At 44.8% G+C, this 13928-nt stretch carries 11 protein-coding genes; 10 read left to right on the top strand and 1 reads right to left on the bottom strand.

Features of this window, described 5'->3' with window-relative positions; translation table 11 throughout:
* Positions 1–53: 53 nt before the first annotated feature.
* Positions 54–1766 carry an Rqc2 family fibronectin-binding protein gene (locus tag HNQ82_RS03285; RefSeq protein ID WP_183247120.1) on the bottom strand — a complete coding sequence of 571 codons (1713 nt, stop codon included), beginning with the start codon at positions 1764–1766 and terminating at the stop codon, positions 54–56.
* A gap of 102 nt (positions 1767–1868) precedes the next feature.
* Here HNQ82_RS03285 and HNQ82_RS03280 point away from each other — a divergent pair, with 102 nt between their 5' ends.
* The 10 genes from HNQ82_RS03280 to rlmN all read left to right on the top strand — a co-directional run bounded on the left by HNQ82_RS03280 (position 1869) and on the right by rlmN (position 13881).
* Complete coding sequence (locus HNQ82_RS03280; protein WP_183247119.1) at positions 1869–4538, top strand: calcium-transporting P-type ATPase, PMR1-type; 2670 nt, start codon at positions 1869–1871, stop codon at positions 4536–4538.
* 109 nt (positions 4539–4647) lie between these two features.
* Positions 4648–5526 carry a YicC/YloC family endoribonuclease gene (locus tag HNQ82_RS03275; protein ID WP_183247116.1) on the top strand — a complete coding sequence of 293 codons (879 nt, stop codon included), beginning with the start codon at positions 4648–4650 and terminating at the stop codon, positions 5524–5526.
* Between the two features lie 24 nt (positions 5527–5550).
* Positions 5551–6171 (top strand): guanylate kinase, encoded by a 621-nt coding sequence (gene gmk / locus HNQ82_RS03270; RefSeq protein ID WP_183241642.1) that lies wholly within the window; start codon positions 5551–5553, stop codon positions 6169–6171.
* A gap of 1 nt (position 6172) precedes the next feature.
* A complete protein-coding gene (gene rpoZ / locus HNQ82_RS03265; protein WP_003395016.1) occupies positions 6173–6382 on the top strand; it encodes a DNA-directed RNA polymerase subunit omega in 210 nt (69 codons plus the stop codon).
* A gap of 68 nt (positions 6383–6450) precedes the next feature.
* Complete coding sequence (coaBC, locus tag HNQ82_RS03260; RefSeq protein ID WP_183247114.1) at positions 6451–7653, top strand: bifunctional phosphopantothenoylcysteine decarboxylase/phosphopantothenate--cysteine ligase CoaBC; 1203 nt, start codon at positions 6451–6453, stop codon at positions 7651–7653.
* Positions 7650–10064: a primosomal protein N' gene (gene priA / locus HNQ82_RS03255; protein ID WP_183247112.1), complete on the top strand. Its 2415-nt coding sequence runs from the start codon at positions 7650–7652 to the stop codon at positions 10062–10064. Before coaBC ends, priA begins: the two co-directional genes overlap by 4 nt.
* 17 nt (positions 10065–10081) lie before the next feature.
* Positions 10082–10555, top strand: coding sequence for a peptide deformylase (gene def, locus HNQ82_RS03250; RefSeq protein WP_183247110.1), 474 nt, complete (start codon positions 10082–10084; stop codon positions 10553–10555).
* A complete protein-coding gene (gene fmt, locus HNQ82_RS03245) occupies positions 10552–11496 on the top strand; it encodes a methionyl-tRNA formyltransferase (RefSeq protein WP_183247108.1) in 945 nt (314 codons plus the stop codon). Before def ends, fmt begins: the two co-directional genes overlap by 4 nt.
* Positions 11489–12835, top strand: coding sequence for a 16S rRNA (cytosine(967)-C(5))-methyltransferase RsmB (gene rsmB, locus HNQ82_RS03240; RefSeq protein ID WP_183247105.1), 1347 nt, complete (start codon positions 11489–11491; stop codon positions 12833–12835). The genes fmt and rsmB overlap by 8 nt, the downstream gene beginning before the upstream one ends.
* Positions 12832–13881 carry a dual-specificity RNA methyltransferase RlmN gene (gene rlmN / locus HNQ82_RS03235; protein ID WP_055441181.1) on the top strand — a complete coding sequence of 350 codons (1050 nt, stop codon included), beginning with the start codon at positions 12832–12834 and terminating at the stop codon, positions 13879–13881. The genes rsmB and rlmN overlap by 4 nt, the downstream gene beginning before the upstream one ends.
* Positions 13882–13928 lie beyond the last annotated feature (47 nt).

Below are 13928 nucleotides of genomic sequence, written 5' to 3'. Positions count from 1 at the left end.
GAGAGGACGAAAAAATGACAAAAAATTTTGATTAAATTAAAAACCCGCCTTATCTAGACGGGTTTTTTCATCCTCACGACCAACTCCTCATCGGGTGTGACGTAGATCGTTTGTTGGTTTTCGTAAATGACAAAGCCCGGTTTGGCGCCGCTCGGTTTTTTGACGTAGCGGACGCGCGTGTAGTCGACTGGGACGGAGCTCGAGTGGCGCGCTTTGCTGAAGTAAGCGGCTAAGTGAGCAGCTTCTATAATCGTCTGTTGTGACGGTTGTTTGCTGCGAATGACGACGTGGGAGCCAGGGATGTCTTTCGTGTGCAGCCAAATGTCGTCTTTGCTGGCGAATTTGTTTGTTAAATAGTCGTTTTGTTTATTGTTTTTGCCGACAAAGATCTCCGTTCCGTCGCTTGATATGTAGCGCTCGAGTTCGATCGTGCGCGGCTTTTGTTTTTTTTGTTTTGTCGCCTTAGCGCGCAAATATCCTTGTTCGATTAATTCGTCGCGAATGTCGTCAATGTCTTTCGGCGAGGCGGTTTCGAGCTGTTGCAATAGCGTATCGAAATATACGATTTCTTCTTTCGTTCGTTCGATTTGTTCTTGGACAATCGCAAGCGAATTTTTCGCTTTTTGGTATTTTTGAAAATAGTTTTGCGCGTTTTCGGACGGCGTTTTTTGTTCATCAAGCGGGATGATGATCGTTGCACCGTTTTCGTCGTAGTAATTGATTACTTCCATTTCTTTCATTCCGCGCTTCATTGCATAAAGGTTTGCCGTGAGCAGTTCCCCATATAGTCGATATTGCTCCGCTTGTTTTGCTTCTTCTAACGTTTGTTTTAACTTCGCGAGCTTTTTCTCGTTTTTCTCTTTTTCATTCGCGACAAATCGTTCTAAATCGTGCGCCTGTTGTTTGACCCGGTCGCGTTCCGCTTTGCCGAAATAAAAACGATCGAGCATGTCGCTTAACGTCGGAAAATGTTTCACTTCTCCTCCGATATGCATAAGCGGCAAGGCGTAAAATATTTCTTTTTGTCCGTTTGTGTACGTACACGGAGTAAAATTTTCGTTTCGCACATTTTCGATTAGCGATATAAAACTTTTCGGCAATGTCGTGCGATTGGCAAGCCCTGCCCGATGAACAGCTTCGCGCGCAAATAGTGGGGAGATGCCCATAAATGTCGCGACGAGTTGATCAGCTAATTTTCCGGCGAGAAAATCGATTTTTTTTAACACCGTTTCTTCTGTCGCTTCAAGCGGATTCAGTTTGTCGTGCGATGGCGGCGCAATGTAAGGCGCCCCAGGTAGCACCGTTCGGTAGCGATTCACAGCAGGTGAAAGATGTTTGATGCTATCGATAATTGTGTTCGTCTGTTCATCGACGAGAATGATGTTGCTGTGGCGACCCATAATTTCGATGATCAGCTGTTTTGTACATATATCACCGAGCTCATTTCTTGTTTTCACGTGAATGATGATCATGCGATCGAAATCGACTTGCGTAATTGCTTCAATGACGCCGCCTTCAATATGTTTGCGCAAAAGCATACAAAACATCGGTGGTTCGGGCGGGTTATCGTACGTTTCATTTGTTAAATGAACGCGGGCGTAAGTCGGGTGCGCACATAACAACAACTTATAATTGCTTCCGTGCGAGCGAACGTGAAGCACTAATTCGGATGGAAACGGCTGATAAATTTTTGAAATGCGTCCGTCGACAAGCGTTCGCTGTAATTCTTTTGTCATAGCATATGTAAATACTCCGTCAAACGACATCGAAAACACCTTTCTCTTTTTTTCTTTTCATTATACCATATCATTTTTTTGTACATGCCTGAATAAGCTGTCATAGATAAGACAAGCGGAAGGGGGAAAGAAATGAGCTGGCACAAATTGCGTGTTGAACAAGTCGAACAACAAGTAAATACAACGATCGGTTTCGGATTAACGGAAAAAGAAGCGAAAAAACGGTTAAAACAATTTGGGAAAAATGAACTGTCGGAAGAAAAAAAACCGTCTGCATTCAAACAATTTTTTGGACAGTTTCAAGATTTTATGGTGCTCGTCTTATTGGCAGCAACAGCGATTTCCGCCGTACTCGGCGAATACATTGATGCGGTCGCGATCGTGGCGATCGTCATCATTAACGCATGTTTAGGATTTATACAAGAGCGGCGTGCGGAAAAGTCGCTTGAAGCGTTAAAAAAACTATCTGCCCCAGAATCGCTCGTTTTGCGTGATGGCGAATGGATGAAAGTGCCGTCTGCCGACCTTGTCGTTGGCGATATTGTAAAATTTACGAGCGGCGATCGCATCGGGGCTGACGTTCGCCTCGTGGAAGCGAAAGGGCTATATATCGAAGAATCATCGTTGACGGGTGAATCGCTTCCTGTCGAAAAACAAACCGCACCACTTGCGCCAGACGTTTCGTTAGGCGATCGGACAAATATGGCGTTTATGGGGACGCTCGTGACGAAAGGAAGCGGGATCGGGATCGTTGTGGCGACAGGAATGAATACAGCGATGGGGCAAATTGCCCATTTATTGCAGTCTGCACAAACGATCATGACGCCATTGCAGCGGAAGCTTGAACAGCTCGGCAAAATTTTAATTGTCATCGCTTTAGCGCTGACGGCGCTCGTTGTCGTGCTCGGTGTATGGCAAGGTCATGCGTTATATGACATGTTTTTAGCTGGGGTATCGCTTGCGGTTGCCGCGATTCCGGAAGGGTTGCCTGCCATCGTTACCGTCGTGTTGGCGCTCGGCGTCCAGCGAATGATGAAACGAAACGCCATCGTGCGCAAACTGCCGGCCGTTGAGACGCTCGGATGTGCGTCGGTCATTTGTTCCGATAAAACAGGAACGATGACAGAAAATCAAATGACGGTTACACACGTATGGGTAAATAACCGATTATGGACGGTCAGCGGGACGGGCTATGAACCAAAAGGAACGTTTTTGTTAAACGGGAAACAAGAAAAAATAGACACATCGTTGCAACAAATGTTATTGTTCGGTGCGCTATGCAATCATGCGGAACTGAAGAAAAAAGGAAAAACGTATATGATTGCTGGCGATCCGACTGAAGGGGCGCTCGTTGTCGCGGCGGCGAAAGCCGGATGGACGAAAGAAAAAATCGCGGCCGAATTTACGATTGAACATGAATTTCCATTTGATTCAACGCGCAAAATGATGACGATCATTGTGAAAGACCGCTCTAATCGGCGCTGGATTGTCACAAAAGGAGCGCCAGATATGTTGCTTGAACGTTGCCGCTTCATATATATGGACGGTCAAGCAAAACTGCTTCGTGACCAAGAACGAAAAACGGTGCAACAAACGGTCAATATGCTCGCCTCACAAGCGTTGCGCACGATTGCGATCGCCTATCGTCCACTTTCACTTACCGAAGCAATCAATGATGAAACGAAAGCGGAAAGCGACTTAACGTTTATCGGTTTACAAGGAATGATCGACCCGCCGCGCAAAGAAGTGAAACAAGCAATTGCCGAATGTAAAAAAGCGGGCATTAAAACGGTCATGATTACAGGGGATCATATTTTAACAGCGAAAGCGATTGCCCAGCAACTACACATGTTGCCGCCGAACGGAAAAGTGATGGACGGAAAGACGTTATCACAACTGTCTGTCGATGAATTAGAAGACGTTGTGGAAGATGTATATGTTTTTGCGCGCGTATCGCCAGACGATAAATTGAAAATCGTACAAGCGTTACAAAAAAGAGGGCATATTGTGGCGATGACAGGCGATGGGGTCAACGATGCTCCCGCGATTAAAACAGCCAACATCGGCATTGCGATGGGAATCACAGGAACAGATGTGTCAAAAGAAGCGGCCTCGCTCGTTTTGTTAGACGATAACTTTGCAACCATTAAAGCAGCGATTGAAGAAGGACGAAACATTTACGAAAACATTCGCAAATTTATTCGCTACTTGCTCGCCTCAAACGTTGGAGAAATTTTAGTCATGTTGTTTGCGATGATTTTAGCTCTTCCGCTTCCGCTTGTACCGATTCAAATTTTATGGGTCAATCTTGTGACAGACGGGCTTCCTGCGATGGCGCTCGGATTAGATCGGGCAGAAGAAAATGTCATGAAGCGGCCGCCACGCCATCCGAAAGAAGGGGTATTTGCGCGCGGGCTCGGATGGAAAATTGTTAGCCGTGGCTTTCTGATCGGCATGGTGACGCTTATCGCGTTTCTCGTTGTGCATACGCGTCATCCGGAAAATTTAACGTATGCGCAGACGGTCGCCTTTGCGACGCTCGTACTCGCTCAGCTTATTCACGTTTTTGATTGTCGAAGCGAGCGTTCCGTATTTGACCGCAATCCGTTTGAAAATATGTATTTAGTGCTTGCTGTCTTGTCGTCGCTTTTATTGCTGCTTGTCGTCATTTATTATCCGCCGTTACAACCAATTTTCCATACCATGTCGCTTCCGCTCACGGATTGGTTGTTGATTGTTGGTTTATCGTCCATTCCGACATTTTTACTGGCAGGTTCGCTATTCACGCGTCGTCGTTCATGAAATGTTTTCGCTATATAGTGATATGTGCTATAATGAGAGAAGGTAATGGAGCCAATCTATTACCTTCTTTTGTTGTCGATATTTCATATGTAGCAATGGATGTGAGAATATGATCGTGAGTATGACAGGATTTGGTCGAGGAAAAAGAGAAGATGAAAACGTACGCATTACGGTGGAAATGAAATCAGTCAATCACCGTTTTTGTGAAATTTCGATCCGCATGCCTAGACAGTGGATGATGTTTGAAGATAAAATAAAAAGAGTCATTACCGAACATATTGCACGTGGACGTGTCGAGGTGTTTGTCACGATTGAAGGAGAACAGCTCGTTGAACGAACGCTTCATGTCGATTGGCAACTTGTTGATGCGTATTATCGGATGCTTCACGATGTGCGCAGTCGGTTTCATTTGAAAGACGATATATCGCTTCGAGATGTTGTACACATGCTATCAGATGCGGTGGAAATGACAGAACAACCGCTACAAAACGATGCACTTCTTTCTTTGCTGTTAGAAGCGACAAAAGAAGCGGTTGAACAGTTAAAATATATGCGTGAACAAGAAGGAAAAGCGTTATTAGCAGATATGCTTACACAACTTGAGACGATCGAAAAAAGTGTGCATCGCATTGAACAGCTTGCCCCAACGGTCGTCGCTTCTTACCGCGATCGCATACATAAACGGGTGCATGAATTCGTCCAAGGAATCGTTGATGAACAACGGCTACTAACGGAAGTCGCTTTATTTGCAGAAAAAGTCGATATTCATGAGGAATTAAAACGTATATATAGCCATATTGAACAGTTTCGTCGCATCGTTTCTGAAGGGGGAGCAGTCGGACGAAAGCTCGACTTTCTCGTCCAAGAGCTCAACCGCGAAATGAATACGATCGGATCCAAAGCAAACGATGGCCACATCGCCTCTGAAGTCGTTAACATGAAAAGCGCCCTTGAAAAAATTAAAGAACAAGTGCAAAATGTGGAGTAGTTTGTTTATTATAGAAGGGTAGGGATGAACGTGAAAGAACGAGGGTTATTAATCGTTTTATCAGGACCGTCCGGCGTTGGAAAAGGGACAGTGCGAAAAGCATTATTTTCACAGCCAGACATTCAATTGCAATATTCGATTTCCGTCACGACGCGCAAACCGCGTGAAGGGGAGGTTGATGGTGTCGACTACTTTTTCAAAACGCGCGAACAGTTTGAACAAATGATTCGCCAAAATGAATTGCTAGAATGGGCGGAATATGTTGGGAATTACTACGGTACGCCAATTGAGTACGTGGAAAAAACGTTGCAAGAAGGAAAAGACGTCTTTTTAGAAATTGAAGTGCAAGGGGCGATGCAAGTTCGTAAAGTGTTTCCAGAGGCGCTCTTTATTTTCCTCGCTCCGCCAAGTTTAAGCGAATTGCGTAAACGAATTGAAATGCGCGGAACAGAATCAGAAGAGCTCATTCGCGATCGATTAAAGGCAGCGAAAGAAGAGCTAGAAATGATGGATGCGTACGATTACGTCGTTGAAAACGATCAAGTTGAGCTTGCGTGTGAACGCATTAAAGCGATTGTGACGGCTGAACATTGTCGTCGGGAACGCGTTGCACAACGATATAAAAAGATGTTGGAGGTTGAGTAATATGTTATATCCTTCGATTGATTTACTTATGACAAAATTAGATTCAAAATATACGCTTGTGACAGTGGCGGCGAAGCGCGCACGCCAATTACAAGTAAAAAACGATTTAACGATCGAAAAACCTGTGTCGAAAAAATTTGTCGGCAAAGCGTTAGAAGAAATTGCGGCGGGTCATATTGAAGTCGTTAGCGAAGAAGAAGCAACGCAATAAACTACTTACGACAACCTAGTTTTAGGTTGTTATTTTTTTACAAATACCAGATGAAAGGGGCAACGTTGATGCTTCAGCAAAAAAACATTTTATTATGTGTGACAGGTGGAATTGCAGTATATAAAGCAGCAGTGCTCACAAGCAAACTTGTGCAAGCGGGAGCGAATGTGAAAGTCGTCATGACGGAAGCGGCTTGTCAATTTGTTACACCGCTTACGTTCCAAGCGTTATCAAAAAACGAGGTGTACGTCGATACATTTGATGAAAAAAAGCCGAACGTCATTGCACACATTGATTTAGCTGATTGGGCACATGTCGTACTCGTTGCCCCTGCGACCGCAAACTCGATCGCAAAGCTTGCACACGGACTAGCCGATAATATGGTGACAACCATTTTACTTGCGACAAAAGCGCCGGTGTGGATTGCCCCAGCGATGAACGTTCATATGTATGAACACCCAGCTGTGCAACAAAATATGCGTACATTGCAGTCATTCGGTTATCGCTTCATTGAACCGGCGGAAGGGATGCTTGCGTGCGGTTACGTTGGAAAAGGACGATTAGAAGAGCCAGAAACGATCGTCGCTTTGCTTGAACAACATTTCGCAACAAACGAGATATTAAAAGGAAAAAAAGTGTTAGTGACCGCTGGTCCGACCCGTGAAAAACTTGACCCTGTCCGTTTTTTCAGTAATCATTCGACTGGGAAAATGGGATATGCACTCGCCGAAGCGGCGCGCGATTTTGGAGCCGATGTCGTGCTCATTTCTGGTCCGACATCGCTTCCTAGTCCTGCAGGCGTACAGACGATTCGTGTGGAAAGCGCGCAAGACATGTATGAAAACGTGATGAACCATTTTCACGATAGCGACATCGTCATTAAAACAGCGGCAGTAGCAGATTATCGTCCAAAATATGTTGCGGACAATAAAATAAAAAAACAACAAGAGGACTATACTGTCGTTTTAGAACGAACCGTCGATATTTTACAAACGCTCGGTAAACAAAAAACGCATCAATTTTTAGTCGGTTTTGCGGCAGAGACGAACGATGTCGAACGATATGCCAAAGACAAGCTTGCCCGCAAAAACGCCGATATGATTGTCGCAAATAACGTCGTGCAAGAAGGGGCGGGATTCGGAACGGATACGAATATTGTAACGCTATTTAAACGAGACGGCACCGAAAAACAACTTCCGCTTTTACCAAAATCGGAAGTGGCAAAAGAAATTTTACGTGAAGTTCATCACGAAATTGAGGGACGCTTATGACGATTGCTTCTGTCATCGTTGATATTCCAGCGAGTCAAACGGATCGCCCGTTTGATTACATCATCCCGCCTGAACTTGTCGGCATCGTACAAGCAGGGATGCGCGTTGTCGTGCCATTTGGCACCCGACTTTTACAAGGGTTTGTCATTGAAGTGAAAGAAACGACCGATATGCCGATAGAACAATTAAAGCCTATTCATTCCCTTTTTGATGTCGTTCCTGTATTTAATGAAGAACTGCTTCAATTAGGAAAATGGCTAACGGAAACGACGCTTTGTTTTATGGTGTCAGCGCTTCAAGCGATGCTCCCTGCGGCGATGAAGGCGAAGTATGAAAAAGATATTCGGCTCATTGAGCAACATATTTCGCTTGTGCATGAAGATGTACGTGCGTTGTTTGGCGATCGTCTCGCCATTCCGTGGAGTGATGTCGAAAAAACACCATACGTCCGCCTGTTGCAAAAAGAAATTGCAAATGGCCATATTGAAGTCGTTTATCGTGTTGAAGAAAAAGGAAAAATAAAAACAGAAAAATGGGTCGAATTATGTGCAAGCGATGAACATGTCACCCATATACTCGCATCGCTCTCAACGCGCGCAATCAAACAAAAACAAGTGCTCGAGCGGTTGCTTGCGGCGCGCACTTTACCGTTAAAACAGCTGCTGAGCGAAACAAATAGCACATTCGCGACCGTTCAATCGCTTATGAAAAAACAGCTTGTTACTGTGAAAGAACAGGAAGTATATCGTGACCCATATGCAAATCGCTCATTTACAAAAACAAAACCGCTCGCTTTAACAGATGAACAGCGCAAAGCGCTACATGCGATCGGACAAGCGCTTGACGAAGACGTGCACGATGTTTTTTTAATGTACGGCGTCACCGGAAGCGGAAAAACAGAAGTGTATATGCAGGCGATTGATATCGTCTTAAAAAAAGGAAAAGAAGCGATTGTGCTCGTACCTGAAATTTCACTTACCCCACAAATGGTAAGACGGTTTAAAGAACGATTCGGCTCGAGAGTAGCCGTTCTTCATAGCGGCTTATCGCTCGGAGAAAAGTATGATGAATGGCGGAAAATTCAACGAAAAGAAGTGCAACTCGTCGTCGGGGCGCGCTCTGCCATTTTTGCCCCGTTTGAAAACATCGGCATCATTATTATTGATGAAGAGCATGAAACGAGCTACAAACAAGAAGAATCACCGCGCTATCACGCGCGCGATGTTGCCATTTTTCGCGGTCGTTACCATCGTTGTCCGGTTGTGCTCGGGAGCGCCACTCCATCGCTTGAATCATTTGCGCGCGCGAAAAAAGGGGTATATAAACAAGTTACGTTAACGAGACGAATGAACGATCATGCGCTTCCACCTGTTGAGATTGTCGATATGCGCGAAGAATTGCGGGCAGGAAACCGTTCGATGTTTTCTCGGCTCTTATTTGAAAAATTAACGGAGCGGTTACAAAAAGGGGAACAGTCCGTTTTATTTTTAAATCGTCGTGGCTATTCATCTTTTGTCATGTGTCGAGACTGCGGTCACGTTATTCAATGCCCACATTGCGATATTTCGCTTACATACCATCGCGTTCAACAGCAACTGAAATGTCATTATTGTGGATACGAACAGCGTATGTCTTCACATTGTCCTGCTTGTCAAAGCGAACATATTCGTTTTTTTGGAACAGGAACACAAAAAGTAGAAGAAGAATTAACAAAACTTTTACCTCATGCGCGCGTCATTCGCATGGATGTCGATACGACGAGCCGTAAAGGAGCACACGAACGATTGTTAAATGAATTTGGGGAAGGGAATGCTGACATTTTACTTGGCACGCAAATGATTGCGAAAGGACTTGATTTTCCGAACGTCACATTAGTTGGCGTATTAGCGGCTGACACAATGCTTCATGTGCCTGACTTTCGGGCGGCAGAAAAAACGTTTCAGCTACTAACACAAGTGAGCGGTAGAGCCGGACGGCATCATTTGCCGGGCGAAGTCGTCATTCAAACGTACACGCCTGAACATTACAGCATTCAACTAGCAGCCGATCATCATTTTGAAGCGTTTTATGAACGCGAAATGATCACCCGAAAAAAACATGGGTATCCGCCGTTTTACTATTTAACGCTTATTACTGTATCCCATGTCGATCCGCTCAAAGGAGTAAGCGTAGCGGAAAAAATTGCTGCACACGTGAAAAAACATCTTTCTCCTGAAGCGGTTGTGCTAGGGCCTGTCGCTTCTCCAATTGCGCGCATGAACGATAGATATCGTTACCAATGCATGATAAAATACAAGCGAGAAGCGAACTTAACGACGGCGTTGCGCACGATTGTTGAACATTATCAGCGCGACATGGCGCGCGGCGATGTGACGATTACGATTGATTTAAATCCATATATGATGATGTAAATAAGGGAGGAGACGTTTTGGCGATTTTACCGATTGTCATATATCCTGCACCAATTTTAGAAACCGCTTGTCAGCCGGTCACTGTATTTGACCGAAAATTGACGAAGCTATTAAACGATATGTATGATACGATGCTTGCGGCCGATGGGGTCGGTTTAGCCGCCCCACAAATCGGTATCGCTCAACAAATTGCGATTGTTGACATTGGTGACCGCCATGGGCGCATTGAATTAATTAATCCTGTCATCGTTGAACAGAGCGGCGAACAAATCGGGCCAGAAGGATGTTTAAGTTTTCCGGGATTATTTGGAGAAGTGAAACGTTTTCAATACGTGAAAGTACGTGCGCAAAATCGGCGCGGTCGCCCGTTCGAAATCGAAGCGACCGGCTTTTTAGCACGCGCGTTACAACATGAGATCGACCATTTACATGGCATATTATTTACGTCAAAAGTGATTCGTTATTATGAAGAAGGAGAGTTCGAAGGATGAACATTGTGTTTATGGGAACACCTGATTTTGCTGTTCCGATTTTAGAGCAACTGATTAAAGACGGATACAACGTAGTCGGCGTCGTGACGCAACCAGATAAACCGAAAGGACGAAAACAACAATTAACCCCACCGCCTGTGAAAGTGACAGCTGAATCTTACGGCATTCCGATACTACAACCAACGAAAATTCGGGAAAAAGACCAATATGAACAAGTGATTGCTTTACAACCAGACATCATTGTGACCGCTGCATTCGGACAAATTTTACCGAAACCGCTCCTAGAAGCACCAAAGTATGGTTGTATAAATGTTCACGCGTCACTTTTGCCAGAATTGCGCGGAGGTGCTCCAATTCATTACGCCATTTTACAAGGAAAAAAGAAAACGGGCATTACAATTATGTACATGGTTGAAAAGCTAGATGCAGGTGATATATTAACGCAAGTAGAAGTGCCAATTGATGAGCGCGATACAGTCGGAACGTTGCATGATAAACTTAGTCAAGCAGGTGCGACTCTACTTTCTGAGACGCTTCCGAAACTGCTTCGGGGCGACATTACTCCGATCAAGCAAGACGATGAACAAGCGACGTTTGCATACAACATTAAGCCCGAACAAGAACGAATCGATTGGACGAAAACAGGTGAAGACATTTATAACCATATTCGCGGCATGAATCCGTGGCCTGTTGCCTATACGACATATGGCGATGAACGTTGGAAAATTTGGTGGGGAGAAAAAGTGCAATCTTCTTCACAAGCACAACCAGGCACGATTGTCGCCGTTGAGCAAGATGGCATCATCGTTGCAACCGGTAATGAGACAGCGATAAAAATTACGGAACTGCAGCCAGCCGGAAAACGAAAGATGAGCGCCACCGACTTTTTGCGCGGCAAGACGATTTCAATTGGGATAGTATTAGGAGGAACGAATGAGTAAACAAAACGTGCGAAACTTAGCATTAGATGTGCTAATCGACATTGAAAAAAAACGAGCATATAGCAACTTGTCGTTACATCACGTCATTGAAACGAACGAATTATCCGCCCAAGATGTTGCGCTTTTAACGGAATTAGTGTACGGAACGGTACAACGTCGCGATACGCTCGATTACTATTTACAGCCGTTTGTTAAAGGAAAAATCGAGCCGTGGGTGCGCCTGTTGCTTCGCTTGTCGCTTTATCAAATGGTATATTTAGATCGCATCCCCGATCGCGCAGTATTGTTTGAAGCGGTTGAAATTGCTAAACGGCGGGGGCATCGCGGCATCGCCTCGCTTGTTAACGGCGTATTGCGCTCGATTCAGCGCCAAGGGTTGCGCTCTTTTGATGAAATACAGGACGACCTCGAACGTTTAGCGATCGCAACGAGCCATCCGCTTTGGCTCGTGCGCCGGTGGGTTGAACAATTCGGATTAGATGCGACGAAACGGATGTGTGAAGCAAACGTTTTACCGCCTGAACAAACAGCACGAGTAAACGTTATGCGTGCGACCGTTGAAGAAGTGATCGCCCGCCTAAAAGAAGAAGGCATTGAAGCCGTTTCTTCTTCCGTCGTGCCGATTGGAATCAAAATCATAAAAGGAAATGCAGCGAAAACGAGCGTGTTTCAAGAAGGGCTCATTACGATTCAAGATGAAAGCTCAATGCTTGTTGCCTACGCCCTCTCGCCGAACGAAACAGACGTCGTGTTAGACTGTTGTGCAGCTCCAGGCGGAAAGACGACGCATATTGCGGAACGAATGAACAATCGTGGCCGCATTGTCGCTTTAGATATTCATGATCATAAAGTAAAACTCATTGAACAGCAGGCGAAGCGGCTCGGTTTGTCGAATATAGAAGCGAAACAGCTCGATAGTCGTCAAGCGCATACGCAATTTGTCGCTGAAACGTTTGATCGGATATTAGTTGATGCTCCGTGTTCAGGACTTGGCGTCATTCGTCGGAAGCCGGAAATTAAATATGCGAAAAGCGAAACAGATATTGCACAACTTGCAAACGTTCAACTAAATATTTTACGAGCCGTTGCCCCGCTTTTAAAACGTGGCGGAACGCTTGTATATAGCACATGTACCGTTGATCGCGAAGAAAATGAACAAGTCATCGCTCGGTTTTTAGATGAACATCCCGAATATGATCGCGACGAAACGCTTGCTTCACGCCTGCCATCGTCAGTTGCATCGTATGTGCATGACGGCATGTTGCAACTACTTCCACATCACGTATTTAGCGATGGATTTTTTATCGCAACATTGAAAAAGAAAGGTGACATAACATGAAACCATCCATTTACTCGCTACGTTTAGAAGACTTACAAAGTTGGGTGGAACAGCAAGGAGAAAAGCCGTTTCGCGCCACACAAATTTTTGAATGGCTATATAAAAAACGGGTGACATCGTTTGAAGACATGACGAATATTCCAAAAGCACTACGCGAGCGGTTGGATGAACATTTTGTCATCACAACATTAAAAACGCTCGTGCAGCAAACATCAAAAGACGGAACAATGAAGTTTTTATTTGAGCTTCATGACGGCTATTCCATTGAAACGGTGCTTATGCGCCACGATTACGGCAATTCGATTTGTGTCACGACTCAAGTCGGTTGCCGAATTGGCTGTACGTTTTGCGCTTCGACATTAGGCGGATTAAAGCGCAATTTACAAGCAGGTGAAATTGTTGCTCAAGTCGTCAAAGTGCAAAAAGCGCTCGATGAAACGAACGAACGCGTAAGTAGCATCGTCGTCATGGGAATAGGTGAACCGTTCGATAACTATGACGAGCTGCTCAAGTTTTTAAAAATTGTTAATCATCCGAAAGGGCTGCATATTGGCGCGCGTCATATTACCGTATCGACAAGCGGTATTATCCCGAAAATTTACCAATTCGCTGATGAAAATATGCAAATTAATTTTGCGATTTCGCTTCATGCACCGAATACGGAATTGCGCTCGAAACTGATGCCGATTAACCGCGCTTATAAATTGCCGGAATTAATGGAAGCGGTGCGCTATTACATTGAAAAAACCGGGAGACGCGTCACATTTGAATATGGTTTATTTGGCGGTGTGAACGATCAAATTGAACATGCAGAAGAGCTTGCGGAACTGATTAAAGGATTAAAATGCCATGTCAATTTAATTCCAGTCAACTACGTACCTGAACGCAACTATGTTCGTACGCCGCGTGAACAAATTTTTGCGTTTGAAAAAACGTTAAAAAAACACGGCATTAACGTCACGATTCGTCGTGAACAAGGGCATGATATTGATGCAGCATGCGGACAACTGCGTGCAAAAGAAAGAAAAGAAGAAACGAAAGCGTAAACGGGACAGCAGAAGGGAGGAAGCGATACTTGCGTGAGTATCGTGCA

The organism is Anoxybacillus tengchongensis (assembly GCF_014201585.1).
Classification (GTDB): Bacteria; Bacillota; Bacilli; order Bacillales; family Anoxybacillaceae; genus Anoxybacillus; species Anoxybacillus tengchongensis.
Note: the sequence above shows the minus strand (reverse complement) of the source record. Positions and strands in the feature narration are given on the sequence as shown.

Excerpts from the sequence above, each read along its gene's own strand:
- HNQ82_RS03285 (WP_183247120.1), bottom strand. The coding sequence starts at position 1,766 with ATGTCGTTTGACGGAGTATTTACATATGCTATGACAAAAGAATTACAG.
- HNQ82_RS03280 (WP_183247119.1), top strand. The coding sequence starts at position 1,869 with ATGAGCTGGCACAAATTGCGTGTTGAACAAGTCGAACAACAAGTAAAT.
- HNQ82_RS03275 (WP_183247116.1), top strand. The coding sequence starts at position 4,648 with ATGATCGTGAGTATGACAGGATTTGGTCGAGGAAAAAGAGAAGATGAA.
- gmk (WP_183241642.1), top strand. The coding sequence starts at position 5,551 with ATGAACGTGAAAGAACGAGGGTTATTAATCGTTTTATCAGGACCGTCC.
- rpoZ (WP_003395016.1), top strand. The coding sequence starts at position 6,173 with ATGTTATATCCTTCGATTGATTTACTTATGACAAAATTAGATTCAAAA.
- coaBC (WP_183247114.1), top strand. The coding sequence starts at position 6,451 with ATGCTTCAGCAAAAAAACATTTTATTATGTGTGACAGGTGGAATTGCA.
- priA (WP_183247112.1), top strand. The coding sequence starts at position 7,650 with ATGACGATTGCTTCTGTCATCGTTGATATTCCAGCGAGTCAAACGGAT.
- fmt (WP_183247108.1), top strand. The coding sequence starts at position 10,552 with ATGAACATTGTGTTTATGGGAACACCTGATTTTGCTGTTCCGATTTTA.
- rsmB (WP_183247105.1), top strand. The coding sequence starts at position 11,489 with ATGAGTAAACAAAACGTGCGAAACTTAGCATTAGATGTGCTAATCGAC.
- rlmN (WP_055441181.1), top strand. The coding sequence starts at position 12,832 with ATGAAACCATCCATTTACTCGCTACGTTTAGAAGACTTACAAAGTTGG.